Source organism: Methylobacterium sp. J-118 (assembly GCF_057836565.1).
Window position 1 is genome coordinate 3155006 of sequence record NZ_JBYQFA010000001.1, and the last position, 18190, is coordinate 3173195.

Here is an 18190-nt window from a genome sequence, read left to right on the forward strand (position 1 = left end):
CATCCGCACCGGCGTGTCGCCCCCTACAGCCCGTCCCCCCGCATCAGCCGCGGCCGCGAGCCGCGGGCGGCGGCGGCCTCGCCGATGAAGAACCGCTTGAGCCTCGGCAGCCGGTCCACGATGCCGAGGCCGAGGTCGCGGGCGATCCGCAGCGGCAGCGCGTCGTTCGAGAACAGCCGGTTCAGCCCGTCGGTGGCCGCCGCCATGGCGAAGCTGTCGAAGCGCCGGGCGCGCTCGTAGGTGCGCAGCACGTCGGGACCGCCGGGGTCGAGGCCCAGGCGCAGCGCACCGGTCACCGCTTCGGCCAGCGCGGCGGCATCGGCGAGCCCGAGATTGAGTCCCTGCCCGGCGATCGGATGGATCACGTGGGCGGCGTCGCCCAGCAGGGCGAGGCGCTCGGCGTGGTAGGCCCGGGCGAGCCCGAAGGCCAGCGGGTGCCGGCTCGGCCCGTGTTCCAGCGCGAGGGCCCCGAGATCCAGGGTGAAGCGGCGCTCGATCTCGGCCAGCACCTCGTCGGGCTCGCCCGACAGCAGGGCGTCGGCTTCGTCGGACCGTTCGGTCCAGACGATGGAGGAGCGATGGCCCAGGGTCCCGCCGTCCCGCAGCGGCAGGATCGCGAAGGGGCCCGAGGGCAGGAAATGCTCGACCGCGCGTCCCCCGTGCGGCCGGGCATGGCCGATGGTCGCCACGATGCCGATCTGCGGGTAGGACCAGCCGACCCAGCCGATCCGCGCCGCCTCCCGCAGGCGCGAGCGCGCGCCGTCGGCGGCCACCAGCAGGTCGCCCCGCAGGCTGTCGCCGGTCGTCAGCGCCGCGCGGATCGCCGCGCCGTCCGCCACCGCGCGCTCGACCCCCGCGGTGACGAAGCCCACCCCCGCCGCCCGGCAGGCCTCCGCCAGGGCCGCGGCCAGCGGCTCGGCCTCGACCATATGGGCGAAGGGCGTGCCGTCGTCCCGGTCGTCCCCCGCCTCCCGGCCGAAGGTGAGGAAGGTGGGCCGCACCGGGTCGGCCAGGCGGCTGTCGCTGATCACCATCTCGGTGATCGGCTCGGCCGCGACCGAGACCCGGTCCCAGACGCCGAGCCGCTCCAGCATCCGTCGGCCGCCCGCCGCCACCGCGTAGGCGCGGCCGCGGTGCCGGGCCGGGTCGGCGGCCCCCGGATCGATCACCGTCACGGCCAAAGCCGGGCCGTGGGCCTGCTTGAGGGCCAGCGCCAGGGCGAGGCTGGGCAGGCCGCCGCCGGCGATCAGGAGGCTGCGGCTTCCGGGGCGGGGCGTCTCGGCCGTCATGGGGCGGATCTCCGGTGTGCATCCCGCGGGCGGGACGCGTGGATTGGTTCGTCCGAAAGGCCTATGTCGCACGCGCGCAACGAACGGAAACCCCGCGGGTCATGACCGACGCCAACACCGACGCGATGACCGATGCCGTCGCAGAGCTGATCGCCATCCTCGACCTGGAGCGGCTGGAGACCGACCTGTTCCGCGGTCAGAACCCGAAGACCGGCTGGCGGCGGGTCTTCGGCGGCCAGGTGGTGGCGCAGGCGCTGGTCGCCGCCACCCGCACGGTGCCGGACGACCGCCCGGTTCACTCGCTCCACGCTTACTTCATGTTGCCCGGCGATCCCCGCACGCCCATCGTGTACGAGGTCGAGCGCATCCGCGACGGCCGGAGTTTCACCACCCGCCGGGTCAAGGCGATCCAGCGCGGGCGGGCGATCTTCGCCACCACGGTCTCCTATCAGGTGGCGGAGGACGGCTTCGTCCACCAGCCGGCGATGCCCGCGGTGGCGGGGCCGGAGGGGCTCCTCGACGGCCAGGCCCTCGCGGCGGCCGGCGGCGGCGGCATGCCGGAGGCGATCGCCGCCTATTTCGGCCGGGCGCGGCCGATCGCCCTGCGTCCCGTCGACCTGAACCGGTACGTCCCCGCCGGGGGGGGCGGACGACCGCCCGAGCCGGTGTTCAACGTCTGGCTGCGCGCCGCTGCCGCCCTGCCGGACGATCCGGCCCTGCACCGGGCCGTGCTGGCCTACGCCTCCGACATGACCCTGCTCGACGTGTCGCTGATCCCGCACGGGCGTTCGGTCTTCGATCCCACCATCCAGGCGGCGAGCCTCGACCACGCGCTCTGGTTCCACCGGCCGGTCAGGATCGACGATTGGCTGCTCTATGCGCAGGACAGCCCGGTGGCGGGCGGCGCCCGGGGATTCGCCCGCGGCCAGATCTTCGACCGGGCCGGAAACCTGGTGGCCTCGGTGGCGCAGGAGGGGCTTATCCGTCCCCAGGCGGATTAAGATGCCGCGTCGCCCGTGTCCGCCAACGGCACGGAATCATGCACGCACGTGGGGCAAATTGCCCGCCTGATGTGCATTTCGGCGCCGGCGGGTGCGCGTGATCTGATCCGCGGCGGCTAATCCATGGGCAGAATTGGCCGGGGCGGAAAGGTTCCCGGCCAAGCTTGCGTGGCATAGTCCTTGAATGGCGACGTTCAACCGCGGGCCATCCCGAGCCTGCGGACGACCCCGGCCGGGTCGTCGCGCGGATCGGGCGTCGGCAACGGTTCCCACGGACTGCGAAGGGGGCGTCGCCCATGAAAATCGTGATGGCCATCATCAAGCCGTTCAAGCTCGAGGAGGTGCGCGACGCGCTCACCGGAATCGGCGTCCACGGCCTGACGGTGACGGAGGTGAAGGGGTACGGCCGGCAGAAGGGCCATACCGAGATCTACCGCGGCGCCGAATATGCCGTGAGCTTCCTGCCCAAGCTGAAGATCGAGGTCGCCGTCGCCTCGGATCTGACCTCGAGCGTCATCGACGCCATCGCGGGGGCCGCCCGCACCGGCCAGATCGGCGACGGCAAGATCTTCGTGATGCCGCTGGAGAAGGCGGTGCGCATCCGGACCGGCGAGACCGACGCCGACGCCCTCTGATCCGCGGCCCGGCACGCCCGGGCCCGCAGACCCCCGACTTCCTTGAAACGATACGAATCACGACCGGGAGCCACGTGCCCATGAAACTTCGTCACGCCCTCATGCTCGGCTTGGGAGGGGCGGCCATCGCCGCCATCCTGATCGAGCCGTCCCTCGCGCAGACGCCGACACCCGAAGCCGCGGCGCCGCCGCCGTCCCCGATCCCCAACAAGGGCGACACGGCCTGGATGCTGATCTCCTCGGCCCTGGTGCTGATGATGAGCGTCCCCGGCCTGGCCCTGTTCTACGGCGGCCTCGTGCGCACCAAGAACATGCTCTCGGTCCTGACCCAGGTCTTCGCCATCGTGGCGATCGTCGGCCTGCTGTGGGTGTTCTACGGCTACAGCCTCGCCTTCACCAACGGCGCCGGCATCAACGACTTCGTCGGCGGATTCTCGAAGGCGTTCCTGAAGGGCGTCGACCCGAACTCCACCGTGGCGACCTTCTCCAACGGCGTCGTGATCCCCGAATACGTCTACATCTGCTTCCAGATGACGTTCGCGATGATCACTCCGGCGCTGATCGTCGGCGCCTTCGCCGAGCGGATGAAGTTCTCGGCGCTGGTGGTGTTCATGATCCTCTGGGTCACGCTCATCTACTTCCCGATGGCCCACATGGTCTGGTACTGGGGCGGCCCGGATGCCGTCGGCAACGCCGCCAAGGCGCTGGCCGCCGCCACCGACGATGCCTCGAAGGCGACCGCGCAGGCGGCCCTCGACGCCGTCAACAAGGATGCCGGCTTCCTCTTCCAGAAGGGCGCCCTCGACTTCGCCGGCGGCACCGTGGTGCACATCAACGCCGGGATCGCGGGCTTCGTCGGATGCCTGATGCTCGGCAAGCGGATCGGCTACGGCCGCGACCTGCTCGCCCCGCACTCGCTGACCATGACGATGATCGGCGCCTCGCTGCTCTGGGTCGGCTGGTTCGGCTTCAACGCCGGCTCGAACCTCGAGTCCAACGGCACCACCGCGCTGGCGATGCTCAACACCTTCGTGGCGACCTGCGCGGCCGCGGTGGCGTGGCTGTTCGCCGAGTGGGCGCTCAAGGGCAAGCCGTCGCTGCTCGGCATGGTCTCGGGGGCGATCGCCGGCCTCGTGGCCGTCACCCCGGCCTCGGGCTTCGCCGGCCCGATGGGCTCGATCGTGCTCGGCCTCGTCGCCGGCGTGGTCTGCTTCGTGATGTGCTCAACGGTGAAGAACGCCATCGGCTACGACGACTCGCTCGACGTGTTCGGCGTGCACTGCGTCGGCGGCATCCTGGGCGCCCTGGCGACGGGCATCCTGGTCGATCCGAACCTCGGCGGCGTCGGCATTCCGGACTACTCCACCAAGCCGGGCGAGATGGTGGTCGGGGCCTACGACATGATGAGCCAGTTCATCGTGCAGGCCGAAGCGGTCGGCCTGACCCTGCTGTGGTCGGGCGTCGGCTCGGCGATCCTCTACAAGCTGGTCGACCTGACCATCGGCCTGCGGGTGACGCAGGAGGAGGAGCGCGAGGGCCTCGACATCGCCGATCACGGCGAGCGCGCCTACAACTACTGAGAGCGACCGGCGCGGCCCTGCGGGGCCGCGTCCTCCAGAGGAAAACCCCGGCTCCGCGTGGGCCGGGGTTTTTTGTTTGGGGAGGCACGTGCTTGACCGTACGATCGCGGTGCGGCCGATCCTTCAGCGCACGCGCCAGGATACGCCGCCTTCGTCGAACAGGCTCTCAGAATGCCTTCGGAAGGCCGGCCTGCTTCAGGACGCCGTTTGCCGTATGACGGGATTTGATGCTGCCATCGATGACGACCTAGCGGCCGGTCTCCGCGTGCTGCCAGATCTCATGGTCGCCGCGACCCATGCGGAAGAATCGATAACCGCTGGCACGGAGCAGTTTCTTGAGATCGGGCGTATAATCGGTCACGCCGCCCCAACGCGCACACGATCATGCGCGTAGGCGATGAGGTCAACTTCGAGATCCCCGTCCTGCAGGTCTTCCAGCAGATCTTGAATCATCCCCGGGAGCTTGCGCCTGAGTCCGTCAAGCGACTCGGCTTCCGTAGCGAGGCCCGGGACGTCACTTTCGGAGACGTACCAGACCGCCGCGTCCGGATCCCAGGCACAGCGGACGACGGCGTGGCGTGTCATGGCGAGGTTCCTGAAGCGCGCCCAGGCATCGCGCGAATCGAGGGACGCAACGAGACCCTCTCGAATACGGGGTCGCGTATCCGCGGCCCCGGTTGGCACGCCAAAGCGAACGGTCCTACGCCGCCTTGCTCAGCGCCGCCTTCTCCTCGGCGAAGGCCCAGTCGAGCCAGGGCGTCAGCGCTTCGAGATCCGCCGTCTCCACCGTGGCGCCGCACCAGATCCGCAGGCCCGCCGGGGCGTCGCGGTAGGCGCCGATGTCGAGGGCGACGCCCTCCCGGTCGAGGCGCTCGACCATCCCGGCCGCGAAGGCCGAGACCGCCGCGTCGCCCCGGGCGAGCACGTCCGGATCGGCCATCACCAGGCAGACGCCGGTGTTCGAGTAGGTCGCCGGATCGACCGCCAGCGGTGCGATCCAGGGCGTGCGCGCCACCCAATCGTAGATGATTTTGGCATTCGCGTCCGCCCGGGCGTGGAGCGCCGGCAGGCCGCCGATCCGCGCCGCCCAGTCGAGGGTGTCGAGGTAATCCTCGACCGCCAGCATGGACGGCGTGTTGATCGTGTCGCCCTTGAAGATGCCCTCGATCAGCTTCCCATCCTTGGTGAGGCGGAACACCTTCGGCAGCGGCCAGGCCGGCGTGTGGCTCTCCAGGCGCGCGACCGCCCGGGGCGAGAGCACCAGCATGCCGTGCGCCGCCTCGCCGCCCATCACCTTCTGCCAGGAGAAGGTGACGACATCGAGCTTGTCCCAGGGCAGCGGCTGCGCGAAGGCCGCCGAGGTGGCGTCACAGATCGTCAGCCCGGCACGGTCGGCGGCGATCCAGTCGCCGTCGGGCACCTTCACGCCGGCCGCGGTGCCGTTCCAGGTGAAGACCACGTCGCTGCCTCGCGTGTCGATCGCCGCGAGATCCGGCAGGACGCCGTAGGGCGTCTGGTGGATGCGCGGATCGATCTTGAGCTGCTTCAGCGCGTCGGTGACCCACTCCTTGCCGAAGGCCTCCCAGGCGGCGACCTCGACCGGCCTCGGCCCCAGCATCGTCCACATCGTCATCTCGACGGCGCCGGTGTCCGAGGCCGGCACGATCCCGATGCGGTAATCGGCGGGCACCTGCAGGACCGACCGCGTCAAGTCGATGGCCCGGCCGAGCTTGGCCTTGCCGAGGGCCGAGCGATGCGAGCGGCCGAGGGCGGCGTCGGCGAGGGCGGCGGGGGTCCAGCCGGGGCGCTTGGCGCAGGGGCCGGAGGAGAAATGGGGCACGCGCGGGCGCTGCGCGGGGCGGCTGGTCATCGCAATCCATCCTTGCAGGGGATGCTCCGCGGCGGGGCGGCGCCTCCCGCGCTCGCGCATGCGCCCAAAGCGTCTGTCTTGCAAGCGCCCGCCGGGCCAGCGATCTTCGCTGCCTGCCCCCGGCCGGGACTCTCCGCGGACAGGCGTGGAACCGTCGATTAAGCCACGGGCATTAGCCTTAACAGCGTGCCGTGTTGTGTTCGAGGTACGCCCATGTCCATCCACAGCGCCGCGATACTGGCGGTCTGGTCTGCTCTGCTTGTGGTTATTGGAGCCTTAACGGCCCATGTCGCGCTTCCGAGCCATCTCCGGCGGCCGCTGCGCCAGCCGCTGCGGCGCGATCCGCTGGATCACGATCGCGACGGCCCGGTGATCGACCTCGAGGTGGCCTGATTTGGCGCGCCGGTGCCGCGCAGGTCCGGGCGCCGCTCGACGGTGATGCGCTCGGCCTCCGCCCGCCGCCAGCGGGCGATGGCGCCGTGGTTGCCCCCGGACAGCACGTCGGGGATCGGCCGGCCCTCCCAGTCCCGGGGCCGCGTATAGTGCGGGTATTCGAGGAGCCCGCCCTCGAAGCTCTCCTCGACGCCGGATGCGACCTTGCCCATCACCCCGGGCAGGAGCCGGACGCAGGCGTCGAGGACCACCAGGGCGGCGATCTCGCCCCCCGAGAGCACGTAATCGCCGATCGAGACCTCCTCCAGGCCGCGCCCGGCGATGACGCGCTCGTCGACCCCCTCGAACCGGCCGCAGACGATCAGCGCCCCCGGCCCCGCGGCGAGGTCGCGCACGCGCGCCTGGGTCAGCGGCCGGCCGCGGGGGGACATCAGCAGGCGCGGGCGCGGGTCGTCGGCCGGGCTCGCGGCGTCGATGGCGGCGGCCAGCACGTCGCAGCGCAGCACCATGCCGGCGCCCCCGCCGGCGGGCGTATCGTCCACCGCCCGGTGGCGGCCGAGCCCGTGCTCGCGGATGTTGCGGGCCTCCAGGCTCCAGGTGCCCCGGGCGAGCGCGTCGCCCGAGAGCGAGATGCCGAGGGGCCCGGGGAACATCTCCGGGTAGAGGGTCAGGATCGTGGCCCGCCAGGGCGTGTCCGCGCGCGTCATGGCGCTTGATCGCGCGCGGGGTGCGGCACGGTCAACGGCCCGGGCACCGATCCGCGCGCGGTGGGTTGTCGGCGATGATGCGCGTGGCGGCCCTTCTCTCCCTCGTCCTCGCCGGTCCGGCCCTCGCGGCCGGACCGCTGGCCCCTCCAGGCGCGCCCACGGGGGCGTTCCCGAAGCCCGATCGGCCGGTGGCCGAGATCGTGGCGCCCCGCTGGTCCGCGGAGGCCGAGCGCGACAAGGCGGGCGAGTTCGATCAGGTCGCCAGGGGAATGGGCATCGTGCCCGGCGAGACGGTGGCCGATATCGGTGCCGGCAGCGGCTACTACGTGGTCCGGCTGAGCCCCCGGGTCGGCCCGGGCGGCCGCGTGCTGGCCGAGGACGTCACTCCGGAGTACCTCGCCGCCCTGGAAACCCGGGTGAAGGATCTGTCCAACGTCACCGTGGTGCAGGGCGAGCCGCACGATCCGCGCCTGCCCCCGAACGCCGTCGACGCGGCGATCCTCGTGCACATGTACCACGAGATCACCCAGCCCTTCGGCCTGCTCCACAACCTCGCCTCGGCGATGCGCCCGGGCGGTCGCGTCGGCATCGTGGACGCCGACGACATCCCCTCCCGCCACGGCACACCGCCGGCGCTCCTGCGCTGCGAGCTCAAGGCCGCGGGTTACCGGGAGACCGGCTTCCACCCGCTGAAGGGCGGAGCCTACCTCGCGGTGTTCGCCGCACCCGCGCCCGAGCAGCGGCCGGCGCCGGAGGCGATCCACCCCTGCCGGGACGGGGCGACCCGGCGGTAACGCCTGCGAATCGGCGCGGACCTTCACGGTTTCTCAGCCCAAGGTTGTCAGCATCGCGGCTCGTCGCCCACGCTGCAGGCCGCCGCATGCTCCTCGGACTCTGGCTCGATCAACCGCTCTGGGCGATCTTCGCGGTGCTGGCCCTGTCGTTCGGCCTCCTCAGCGCGGTCCTGTACGGGCTGTCGCATCTGCGCCGGACGCGTCCGATGATGCGCCGCCTCGGCGCCGGCATGGTGCCGACCTACTTCACCGCGCTCGCGACCCTGCTGGCCCTGCTCACGGGCTTCGTGGCCAACGATGCCTGGGAGCGCCAGCGCTCGGCCGCCCGCGCCCTCCAGGCCGAACGCGCCGACGCCCTGGCGCTCTACGATCTCAGCCTCGCCTCGGCCTCCGACATGCGCAACATCCGGGCGGCCCTCGTCGGCTATCTCGACGCGGTGATCGAGCGGGAATGGCCGCGGATGAGCGAGGGCGGCTACGCCCCGGAGGCCGGGGTCGGGTTGCGGCGGCTCCTGGAGGCGGTGTCCGACCCGAAGATCACCGCGGAGGCGGGCGCGCCCACCCACACCGCGCTGGTCGGCGCCGCCATGGCCCTGCGGGGCGACCGCGGCGAACGGCTGGCGCTCAGCCAGACCGCCAGCGACGGAACCAAATGGCTGACCCTCCTGATCCTGGCGGCGCTGACCCTGGTGGCCCTCGGGCTCGTTCACACGGAGCACCCGGCCGCCCAGGCGACGGTGCTGACGACCTTCTCGCTGGCGATGGTGACCACCCTCGGCCTGATCGCCCTGCACGAGCGCCCCTTCGACGGGCCGCTGGCGATGAGCGCGGAACCGCTGGTGATCGCCCGGGCCGCGGTGGCGGCGCCGTAGGGCATCCCTCCGGTTCGGCCGAGGGAAAACCATCCCCCTCATCCTGACGAGCCGGAGCGAAGCAGAGGCCTCGAACGCTCAGCCCGGATCGTCGGTCGGCTTCAACCCCGGCGGCGCGAACAGATCCTCCGGCGCCAGCACGGTGACGCGGCGCTGCGCCACGTCGAGGTGCGGCACGAAGGCCTTCGTGAACGGCAGCAGCGCCGTGGGGCCTCCGCCGGGGGGGCGCAGTTCGAGGAGATCGCCGCCGCCGTAATTCGGCACGGCCACGATCGTGCCGATCTCCGTCCCGGCCTCGTCCACGGCCGTGGCGCCGATCAGGTCGGCGGCGTAGACCTCGTCGTCCCCGGGGGCAGCGAGCCGATCGCGGGGGACGAACAGGGCGAGGCGATTCAGTGCCTCCGCGGCGCTGCGGCCGGAGACACCCGTCACCCGGGCGATCAGCATGTCGGGCGAGGAGCCCGGCGCGAGGCGCACCTCCGCGAGCGACAGGCTGCGCCCATCCGCCGTCATCAGGGCGCCGTAGCCGGCGATCGCCAGCGGGTCGGCGGTGTAGGATTTGAGGCGGACCTCGCCGTTGAGCCCGTGCGCCCGCCCGAACTCGCCCAGTAGGACGAGGCTCGGGTCGGCCGGCGGGGCCGGCTTCGGGGCCGGCGCCTTGGGCGAGGTCGCGGCGTCGGGCGCGATCGCGCCGACGGCCGCGCGGCCGCGGCGGCCGCCGTCGCGGGGGGAGGGACCTGCGGGGCGGCGCGCCATGACGCGGCCCTTAAGCGGCGGCGTCCTCGGCGGGGGCGGCGGCCTTCTCGGCGCGCTTGGCGGCGCGCTCCTTGGCCTTGTCGCCGGGCTCGGCCTTCTGCGGGTTGTTGCGGGTCGGACGCTTGGCGAGGCCGGCCTGGTCGAGGAAGCGCAGGACCCGGTCGGTCGGCTGCGCGCCCTTGGCGAGCCAGCCCTGGATCTTCTCGTTGTCGAGCACGATCCGGGCCGGATCGTCCTTGGCCTTCATCGGGTCGTAGGCGCCGACCTTGTCGATGAAGCGGCCGTCGCGGGGGGCGCGGGCGTCGGCGACGACGATGCGGTAATAGGGGCGCTTCTTGGCGCCGCCGCGGGTGAGGCGGATCTTCAGGGCCATTTTCTTACGACTTTCTCTCGGTGTCGGTCGCCGACTCGTGCGTCGCCGCGATCGACTGGTGGTGCCGGATGACTTCCTTGACCACGAAGGCCAGAAACTTCTCGGCGAAATCGGGGTCGAGCTTGGCCTCGACCGCGAGCGTGCGGAGCCGGGCGACCTGACGGGCCTCCCGGTCCGGATCGGAAGGGGGGATCCCCTTTCGGGCCTTGAGCTCGCCGACCCGCTGCGTGCAGCGAAAACGCTCGGCGAGGAGATGGATCAGCGCCGCATCGAAATTGTCGATGCTGTCGCGCAGGCGCGCGAGTTCGGGATCGACGGCCTGCGCCGCGAGCACGTTCATTTCTTCTTCCCCGGCATGAACCCGCCGAGACCCGGAAGCTTCGGACCGCCCAGGCCCGGGAGCCCCGGCATCTTGGGCATCCCGCCCCCGCCCAGGCCCGGCGGCATCGGCGGCAGCTTGCCGCCGAACTGCTTCTCGATCTGCGCGATCTGCTCCGGCGTCGGTTCCGGCATGCCGGGGGGAAGGCCGGGCATGCCGCCGCCCATGCCGCCCCCGCCCAGGCCGAACATCGAGCCCAGCGCCTGCCCGATCCCGCGCTTGCCGGAGCCCATCGCCTTCATCATGTCGGCCATGGTCCGGTGCATCTTCAGGAGCTTGTTGATCTCCGAGACGTCGACCCCCGACCCCGCCGCGATGCGCTTCTTGCGGCTGTTCTTGAGGAGATCGGGGTTCTTGCGCTCCTGCGGGGTCATCGACGAGATGATGGCGCGCTGGCGCTTGAACATCTTCTCGTCGAGGTTGGCGCCCTCGACCTGCTTCTTGATCGCGCCCATGCCGGGCAGCATGCCCATCAGGCCGCCGATGCCGCCCATCTTCTCCATCTGGCCGAGCTGCATGGAGAGATCCTCCAGGTCGAACTTGCCCTTGCGCATCTTCTCCGCGGTGCGGAGCGCCTGCTCGTGGTCGATGGTCTCGGCGGCCTTCTCGACGAGGGAGACGATGTCGCCCATGCCGAGGATGCGGTTGGCCACCCGGGCCGGGTGGAACTCCTCCAGCGCGTCGACCTTCTCGCCGACGCCGACGAGCTTGATCGGCTTGCCGGTGACGGCGCGCATCGACAGGGCCGCACCACCGCGGGAATCGCCGTCCATCCGGGTCAGCACGATGCCGGTGACGCCGAGCCGCTCGTCGAAGGCCCGGGCGGTGTTGACCGCGTCCTGGCCGGTGAGCGCGTCGGCGACGAGCAGCACCTCGTGGGGTCTCGTAGCGGCCTTCACCTCGGCGGCCTCGGCCATCAGGGCCTCGTCCACCGTGGTGCGGCCGGCGGTGTCGAGCATCACCACGTCGAAGCCGCCGAGCCGCGCGGCATCCAGGGCGCGCTTGGCGATCTGCACCGCCGACTGGCCGGCGATGATCGGAAGGCTCTCGACGCCCACTTGCTTCGCCAGCACCGCCAGCTGCTCCATCGCGGCCGGGCGGCGGGTGTCGAGGGAGGCGAGCAGCACCCTGCGCTTCTCACGCTCGGTGAGCCGCCGGGCGATCTTGGCGGTGGTGGTGGTCTTGCCCGAACCCTGGAGGCCGACCATCAGGATCGGCACCGGGGCGGGGGCGTTGAGGTCCAGGGTCTCGGCGTCGGTGCCGAGCATGGCCACGAGCTCGTCGTTGACGATCTTCACGACCATCTGGCCGGGCGTCACCGACTTGAGCACGACGGCGCCGACCGCCTTCTCGCGCACCTTGTCGGTGAAGCCGCGCACCACTTCGAGGGCGACGTCGGCCTCCAGCAGGGCGCGGCGCACCTCGCGCATGGCAGCGGTGACGTCGACCTCGGTGAGCGCACCCCGGCGGGTGAGCCCGGAGAGGATGCCGGAGAGGCGGTCGGACAGGCCTTCGAACATGCTCTGGACCCGCGCTTACTGTTCGAGCCCGGCGCGCTCGACGCGGCGCGCCTGGAGGGCGGCCTCGAAGCTGCGCAGGGCACCGGCGAACTTGTCCCGGCACTCCGGGTTGCAGAAGCCGACCACGGCGCCCTTGTAGAGGGTGAGCGAGTCGGCCGAGATCGGCTTGCCCGACCACGGGCAGGTCTCGTTGATCGCGTCCTCGATGGTCAGCGCTTCAGTCAACGCTTGCTGGTCTCGCGTCATGCGGGTGCCTCGGCCGGCGGGTCCCGGCGCGGCGGATCGGCCAACGCCCATCGCGCCCGAGGGCGCACACGCGCTGTCGGGCGTTGACCTCCAGTCTCGCGGGACCGGTCGGCTTGGCTTTGGTCGATCTGCTACGGATCGGGAGGGCGGGGCGTAGCCGCGCCGGCACGGAAAGTCAATTTCCTGCGCCGTGGCGTCGCGATCGAGGTCGGCCAAGCGCGTTGCCTTTACCGATCGTTAAGCATGTTCGGATTGTCATCGGGTCCTCTTCGCTCAGGACGCCGCCGATGTCGGAACCCGCCCGCTCCCTGCCGCCGATCGAGGCCGGTGGCCGTCCCGCGCCCGGCCCGCTGCGGGACTGGCTCTCGGCGATGAAGACGCACAGCCCGGCCGAGCCGCGGCCGGAGGAGATCCGCCCGGACGCGAAGTCCGGGCGCGACACCTCCGATACCACGTGGTCGCCCCGGTTCGTCGCCCCGTCCGGGCCGGATGCGGCGGCCGAGGATGCCGACATCTCCGAGCTGATGGCCGAGAACCTGATGCTGAAGGCGAAGCTCCGTCTGGAGGCCGAGCATCAGGACGAGCTCCAGGCGATCCTCGCGGAGGAGATCCGGGTTCTGCGCGCGCACATCCAAGAGGAGATCGGCTCACTCGACGATCTGCGGGCCGAGCAGGCGGAGATCCGCGCCGAGCGGGAGCGGTTCCACGCCGAGCGCGAGGCCATGAAGGCCGAGCGTGAACGGACTTCGGCCGAGCGCCTCGCCCTGGTCGGCGAGCGCGATGCCCTGCGCGAGGAGCGCGACCTGTGGCGCGCCCGGACCGAGGCGCTGGCCCAGCCGCTGTTCCAGCTTCAGAAGCGCTGACGCGACCCTCGGACAGGACCCTGAAACATCGAAGGGCCACCCGCGAGGGTGGCCCTTCCATTGCCGAACCGTGTCGTCCGGCGGAACTGTCCCGAGATCGGGTCTCTGACGCGTCTTAGAGCGACGCGCCGGAGGCGACGGTCCAGGTCCGATGAGCCGAGACACACGGCTGATGACAATGAGACACTGGATCACCTCCTTTCGTTCGTTGCGGGTGAAGCGAAGGTAGGCGGCCCGGGCCGGCTTGTGAAGCCCCGGGGCTGCGCCCGTTTGTCCTCCCCGGGGGCGCGCTTTCCCGCCCCGCCTGCCGGGCGTATGACGGGTGCCCCGTGGTCAGCCCGAACCCCTTTGAACGCCCCCTTCACCAACCCGCCGCGTCCCACCGACGAGGCCGCCCTCGACCCCGACGCGATGCGCCAGCCGCTCGGGAACGCGTGGTACTGCGTCGGCCAGGCCCGCGGCCTCGGCCCGCCGGGCAGCAAGACCGGCCTCCGCGCCGTGGAACTGAACGGCGAGCAGATCGTGCTGGGCCGCGCCCCCGACGGGACCGCGTTCGCGCTCCGCGACCGCTGCCCGCATCGCGGCATGGCCCTGTCCAAGGGCCGCTTCGACGGCGATACGCTGATGTGCCCGTTCCACGGCTGGCGCTTCGGCACGGATGGGCGCTGCCGCGACGTGCCGACCCTGTCGGAACACGACGCCGCCGACTTCTCCCGCATCCAGGTCCAGCGCTTCCCGGTGCGTGAGAGCGCCGGCTTCCTCTGGGTCAATCCGCATACGGGACCGGACGGCGGGGACGTGCCGGCCGTGCCGGACCTGGATTTCGCGCCGGTGGGCGCTCTGGTGGTGGAACTCGTGGTCGAAGCCTCCTTCGATCTCACAACCCTGAGCCTGGTGGATCCGGGGCACGTGGCCTTCGTCCACGATTCCTGGTGGTTCCGGCCCTCGAAGCAGCTCCGCGAGAAGGTGAAGACCTTCCAGCCGGTGCCCCACGGCTTCGTCATGACGAGTCACGCCACCACGACGAGTTCGCCGGTCTACCGCCTGCTCGGCGGCGTACCGGAGGTCGAGATCGAGTTCCGCCTGCCGGGCGTGCGCCTGGAGCGGATCCGCGCCGGTGCGAAGCGTGTCGCCAACTACACCTTCGCGACGCCCCTGACGCCGGACCGGACGCTGCTCACCAACGCCCTCTACTGGAGCATGCCGGCCCTGAACCTGCTCAGGCCGGTCGCCCGCCCGCTGATGCGCCAGTTCCTGACCCAGGATCAGCAGGTGCTCCAGCACGCGCAGGACGGCCTCGACCGCAAGCCCACGATGGTGCTGTTCGGCCAGGGCGACCTGCCCTCGCAATGGTACTTCCGCCTGAAGCGCGAGGCGCTGGAATCGGCCCGCGACGGGCGCGCATTCGCCAATCCGCTGGAGCGACGGGAGTTGCGCTGGCGCTCGTGAGCGCGGCACCTCAGGATGAGGGCGCGGGCTGGAGGCTCGTTCTGGCTGTGACGATGGTTTCAGGCGTTCTTGGTCTTTAGGCCGGTTGGCCGTTAAAACCGTCCAGCCCCGAAATTAAGTGCTCGTTAACCATAGCTAGAGCAATGATTGCGAAGCATTACCTCTTCTCGAGACGCTTCGGGCCGATGCCTCGCTTCTTCATAGATCTTCACGACGGCTCCCAGCCGATCCGCGACGAGGTCGGCTTCGAGCTCCCGGACCTTCCGGCCGCCCGGGCCAAGGTCACCCGGATCATGTCGGCGATCGCCCGCGACATGCTGCCGGATGTCGAGCGCCAGGATTACGTGGCCTGCGTGCGCGACGGCGTCGGCAAGGTGGTCTACCGGGCGCGGCTCTCGCTCGCCGCCGAGGCCGTCGACTGACCGTCGCCGCGGCCCGGACAGGCCCTGAGGCCCGCCGCCGCAAGGCCGGTGAACTTGACCGGCGCGCGCGATCGGCCATGTCACATCCATGAAACGGCGCAGCCTGCTCACGGTCGCGAGTGCGGCCACGGTGATGACGCTCGGCGGCGTCGGCTATGCCGCCCACCGGCGCGGCAAGAATCCCTATTACCGGGGGCCCGTCTCCGACCATTTCGACGGCCTGCGGTTCTTCCTGCCGGACCAGGCGACCGACAAGTCGCTGCCCGATGTCCTGCGCTGGCAGGCCAAGCGCCAGCGGGAGCCCTGGCCGAAGCGTTTTCCGAGCCCCTATCCGGCGGACCGGCCGCCCGAACGCGTCCCGGGATTGCGGGTCGTGCTGATCGGCCATGCGAGTTACCTCGTTCAGGTCGCCGGCCGCAACATCCTGATCGACCCGGTCTTCGCCAAGCGCGCGAGCCCGGTCCGCTTCGCCGGCCCGAAGCGCGTGAACCTGCCGGGCATCGCCCTGTCCGACCTGCCGCCCATCGACGCGGTGCTGATCACCCACAATCACTACGACCATCTCGACGGGCCGGCCCTCGCGCGGATCTGGCAAGCGCACCAGCCGCTGATCGTGGCGCCGCTGGGCAACGACGCGATCCTGCGCGGCTACGACGACACGATGCATGTCGAGACCCGCGACTGGGGTGAGTCGGTCGATCTCGGCGACGGGCTGCAGGTCCACCTGACCCCGGCGAACCATTGGTCGGCCCGGGGCGTGAAGGACCGGCGCATGGCGCTGTGGTGCGCCTTCGTGATCACCTCGTCCCGGGGCGTCCACTACCATGTCGGCGATACCGGCTTCGGCGACGGCGGCCTGTTTCGCGACATCCGCGCCCGGTTCGGGGCGCCCCGCTTGGCGACCCTGCCGATCGGCGCCTACGAGCCGCGCTGGTTCATGAAGGCCCAGCACGTGAACCCCGCCGAGGCCGTGGAGGCCCTGGCGCTGCTCGGGGCCGAGCAGGCGCTCGGCCACCATTGGGGCACCTTCCAGCTCACCGACGAGGGCATCGAACGCCCGGCGGAGGCGCTGTCTGCGGCGCTCGAAGCGCAGGGGATCGCCCCCGATCGGTTCCTGGCGCTGCGGCCCGGGCAGGTCTGGGAGGGGTAGGGCGCCAAATACCGAAGGCTGCGGCGTTGGGCACGATGCATGCAAGATACCGTATGCAGCCTAGGGCGCGGCGCCCCCGACGGATGGGCGGCGCTTCCGGGCGGCGCGTTCCCCTCTGCCGAGAGACACGATGGATTCGATCAAGCCGACACGCCGCTCGCTGATGGCCGGAGGCGCCGCCCTGGCCGCGTTCGGGGCGCCGGGCCGGGCCGGGGCGCAGGGTGCGGCCCCCGGCAGCCTGACCTACGGCATCTCGATGACCGATCTGCCGCTGACCACCGGCCAGCCCGACCGGGGCGCCGGCGGCTATCAGTTCACCGGCCTGACCCTCTACGACCCCCTGGTCGCCTGGGAACTCGACGTCGCCGACCGGCCGGGCAAGATGGTCCCGGGGCTCGCCACCGCCTGGGAGGCCGATCCGGCGGATCCCAAGGTCTGGACCTTCCACCTGCGCGAGGGCGTGACCTTCCACGACGGCTCGGCCTTCGACGCCGACGCGGTGATCTGGAACTTCGACAAGGTGCTGAACAAGGAGGCGCCGCATTTCGACCAGCGCCAGGCCGCGCAGGTCCGCCCGCGCCTGCCCGGCGTGGCGAGCTACCGGAAGCTCGACCCCAGGACCGTTCAGGTGACCACCAAGGCGCCCGACAGCCTGTTCCCCTACCAGATGCTCTGGTTCCTGATCTCCTCGCCGGCCCAGTACGAGAAGGTCGGCCGCGACTGGGCGAAGTTCGCCTTCGAACCCTCGGGCACCGGGCCGTTCCGCATGGGTCAGCTGGTCCCGCGGGTGCGCCTCGAACTCCTGCCGAACGTCGGATACTGGAACCCGAAGCGGGTGCCGAAGCTCGGCAAGCTCACGCTCAGCTGCGTCCCCGAGGACCTCGCCCGGGTGAACGCGCTCCTGTCCGGCGCGGTCGACCTGATCGAATCGCCGGCCCCCGACGCGGTCCCGCGCCTGAAGGGCGCCGGCATGCGGGTCGTCGGCAACGAGACACCGCATGTCTGGAACTACCATCTCTCGATGCTGGAGGGCTCGCCCTGGCGGGACCTGCGCCTGCGCCGGGCCGCCAACCTCGCCGTCGACCGCGCGGGCGTCGTGGAGTTGATGGGCGGGCTCGCGCAGCCGGCCGTGGGTCAGGTGCAGCAGTCGAGCCCGTGGTTCGGCAACCCGAGCTTCCAGATCAAGACCGACGTCGATCAGGCGCGCAAGCTCGTCGCGGAGGCGGGCTTCTCGGTGAAGAATCCGGTCAAGGCCACGATCCTGATCCCGACCGGCGGAACCGGGCAGATGCTGTCCCTGCCGATCAACGAGTTCATCCAGCAGAGCTGGGCGGAGGTCGGAATCCAGGTCGAATTCAAGACGGTGGAGCTGGAGGTGGCCTACACCGCCTGGCGCCAGGGGGCTGCGGATCCGAGCCTCAAGGGCGTCACGGCCGAGAACATCGCCTACGTCACCTCGGACCCGTTCTACGCGATCCTGCGCTTTTACGACTCGAAGCAGATCGCTCCGAACGGCGTGAACTGGAGCCACTATCGCAACCCCGAGGTCGATGCCCTCTGCGACAAGGTGAAGGCCAGCCTCGATACGGACGAGCAGAACAGGCTGCTGGCGCGCATCCACGAGATCGTCGTCGATGACGCGGTCCAGGTCTGGGTGGTGCACGACACCAACCCGCACGCCCTGTCGCCGCGGGTGAAGACCTATGTGCAGGCGCAGCATTGGTTCCAGGATCTCGCGACCCTCGCCTGATCCGATCCCCGACCCGCATTCCGACGATTGTCCAACACATGAGGGGCCGGCAACCGCCGGCCCCTTTCTCATGAAGGATCTGTCTTGTCCGTGCCGACGACCTCGGGCCGGCAATTTCGCACTTGCAGCAAAGCGAATCGC

At 70.9% G+C, this 18190-nt stretch carries 19 protein-coding genes; 10 read left to right on the top strand and 9 right to left on the bottom strand.

All coding sequences use genetic code 11. The features are described from left to right. Positions 1 to 23 precede the first annotated feature (23 nt). On the bottom strand, positions 24 to 1289 hold the full coding sequence (locus AC3IF3_RS15185) for an FAD-dependent monooxygenase (RefSeq protein WP_489229406.1): 1266 nt from the start codon (positions 1287 to 1289) through the stop codon (positions 24 to 26). A 101-nt stretch (positions 1290 to 1390) separates the two neighbouring features. Between AC3IF3_RS15185 and tesB the strand changes: the two genes are divergently transcribed. The 3 genes from tesB (at position 1391) to AC3IF3_RS15200 (ending at position 4505) form a co-directional block, all read left to right on the top strand. After that, positions 1391 to 2290 (top strand): acyl-CoA thioesterase II, encoded by a 900-nt coding sequence (gene tesB, locus AC3IF3_RS15190; protein WP_489229407.1) that lies wholly within the window; start codon positions 1391 to 1393, stop codon positions 2288 to 2290. Positions 2291 to 2586: 296 nt separating this feature from the next. Beyond that, positions 2587 to 2925 (top strand): P-II family nitrogen regulator, encoded by a 339-nt coding sequence (locus tag AC3IF3_RS15195; RefSeq protein ID WP_010683623.1) that lies wholly within the window; start codon positions 2587 to 2589, stop codon positions 2923 to 2925. Positions 2926 to 3005: 80 nt separating this feature from the next. After that, on the top strand, positions 3006 to 4505 hold the full coding sequence (locus AC3IF3_RS15200) for an ammonium transporter (protein ID WP_243968403.1): 1500 nt from the start codon (positions 3006 to 3008) through the stop codon (positions 4503 to 4505). 357 nt (positions 4506 to 4862) lie between these two features. Here the strand turns inward: AC3IF3_RS15200 and AC3IF3_RS15205 are convergent, their stop codons facing one another. From AC3IF3_RS15205 to trmD, 3 genes are all read right to left on the bottom strand, one after another. Continuing rightward, a complete protein-coding gene (locus AC3IF3_RS15205) occupies positions 4863 to 5090 on the bottom strand; it encodes a DUF1902 domain-containing protein (RefSeq protein WP_489229408.1) in 228 nt (75 codons plus the stop codon). A 115-nt stretch (positions 5091 to 5205) separates the two neighbouring features. Continuing rightward, positions 5206 to 6375 (bottom strand): phosphoserine transaminase, encoded by a 1170-nt coding sequence (locus AC3IF3_RS15210; RefSeq protein WP_489229409.1) that lies wholly within the window; start codon positions 6373 to 6375, stop codon positions 5206 to 5208. Between the two features lie 350 nt (positions 6376 to 6725). Continuing rightward, the gene (gene trmD / locus AC3IF3_RS15215; protein ID WP_489229410.1) at positions 6726 to 7475 is read right to left on the bottom strand and encodes a tRNA (guanosine(37)-N1)-methyltransferase TrmD; all 750 of its coding nucleotides are present in this window, start codon (positions 7473 to 7475) and stop codon (positions 6726 to 6728) included. 74 nt (positions 7476 to 7549) lie between these two features. On the opposite strand from trmD, the gene AC3IF3_RS15220 reads away from it, so the two are divergent. Then, positions 7550 to 8269, top strand: coding sequence for a class I SAM-dependent methyltransferase (locus tag AC3IF3_RS15220; protein WP_489229411.1), 720 nt, complete (start codon positions 7550 to 7552; stop codon positions 8267 to 8269). 86 nt (positions 8270 to 8355) lie between these two features. Beyond that, complete coding sequence (locus tag AC3IF3_RS15225) at positions 8356 to 9141, top strand: bestrophin-like domain (protein ID WP_489229412.1); 786 nt, start codon at positions 8356 to 8358, stop codon at positions 9139 to 9141. A 78-nt stretch (positions 9142 to 9219) separates the two neighbouring features. On the opposite strand, the gene rimM is transcribed toward AC3IF3_RS15225, so the two are convergent. The 5 genes from rimM to AC3IF3_RS15250 are packed head-to-tail and all read right to left on the bottom strand — an operon-like array spanning position 9220 to position 12415. Further along, positions 9220 to 9897 (bottom strand): ribosome maturation factor RimM, encoded by a 678-nt coding sequence (gene rimM / locus AC3IF3_RS15230; protein ID WP_489229413.1) that lies wholly within the window; start codon positions 9895 to 9897, stop codon positions 9220 to 9222. Between the two features lie 10 nt (positions 9898 to 9907). Next, the gene (gene rpsP, locus AC3IF3_RS15235; protein ID WP_243968389.1) at positions 9908 to 10270 is read right to left on the bottom strand and encodes a 30S ribosomal protein S16; all 363 of its coding nucleotides are present in this window, start codon (positions 10268 to 10270) and stop codon (positions 9908 to 9910) included. A gap of 4 nt (positions 10271 to 10274) precedes the next feature. Beyond that, a complete protein-coding gene (locus AC3IF3_RS15240) occupies positions 10275 to 10610 on the bottom strand; it encodes a chorismate mutase (protein WP_243968388.1) in 336 nt (111 codons plus the stop codon). Beyond that, positions 10607 to 12169, bottom strand: a complete 1563-nt coding sequence (ffh, locus tag AC3IF3_RS15245) for a signal recognition particle protein (RefSeq protein WP_489229414.1) — start codon at positions 12167 to 12169, stop codon at positions 10607 to 10609. Before ffh ends, AC3IF3_RS15240 begins: the two co-directional genes overlap by 4 nt. 15 nt (positions 12170 to 12184) lie before the next feature. Beyond that, entirely contained in the window at positions 12185 to 12415 is a 231-nt protein-coding gene (locus AC3IF3_RS15250; RefSeq protein WP_243968385.1) for an eL24 family ribosomal protein, read from the bottom strand. A gap of 287 nt (positions 12416 to 12702) precedes the next feature. Here AC3IF3_RS15250 and AC3IF3_RS15255 point away from each other — a divergent pair, with 287 nt between their 5' ends. The 5 genes from AC3IF3_RS15255 (at position 12703) to AC3IF3_RS15275 (ending at position 18049) form a co-directional block, all read left to right on the top strand. Continuing rightward, a complete protein-coding gene (locus AC3IF3_RS15255; protein ID WP_489229415.1) occupies positions 12703 to 13278 on the top strand; it encodes an ATPase in 576 nt (191 codons plus the stop codon). Between the two features lie 411 nt (positions 13279 to 13689). Further along, positions 13690 to 14727, top strand: coding sequence for an aromatic ring-hydroxylating oxygenase subunit alpha (locus AC3IF3_RS15260; protein ID WP_489231307.1), 1038 nt, complete (start codon positions 13690 to 13692; stop codon positions 14725 to 14727). 185 nt (positions 14728 to 14912) lie between these two features. Next, the gene (locus tag AC3IF3_RS15265) at positions 14913 to 15149 is read left to right on the top strand and encodes a DUF6894 family protein (RefSeq protein WP_243968382.1); all 237 of its coding nucleotides are present in this window, start codon (positions 14913 to 14915) and stop codon (positions 15147 to 15149) included. 88 nt (positions 15150 to 15237) lie between these two features. Continuing rightward, positions 15238 to 16299 (top strand): MBL fold metallo-hydrolase, encoded by a 1062-nt coding sequence (locus tag AC3IF3_RS15270; protein WP_489229416.1) that lies wholly within the window; start codon positions 15238 to 15240, stop codon positions 16297 to 16299. 130 nt (positions 16300 to 16429) lie between these two features. After that, positions 16430 to 18049: an ABC transporter substrate-binding protein gene (locus AC3IF3_RS15275; protein ID WP_489229417.1), complete on the top strand. Its 1620-nt coding sequence runs from the start codon at positions 16430 to 16432 to the stop codon at positions 18047 to 18049. Positions 18050 to 18190: the final 141 nt, after the last annotated feature.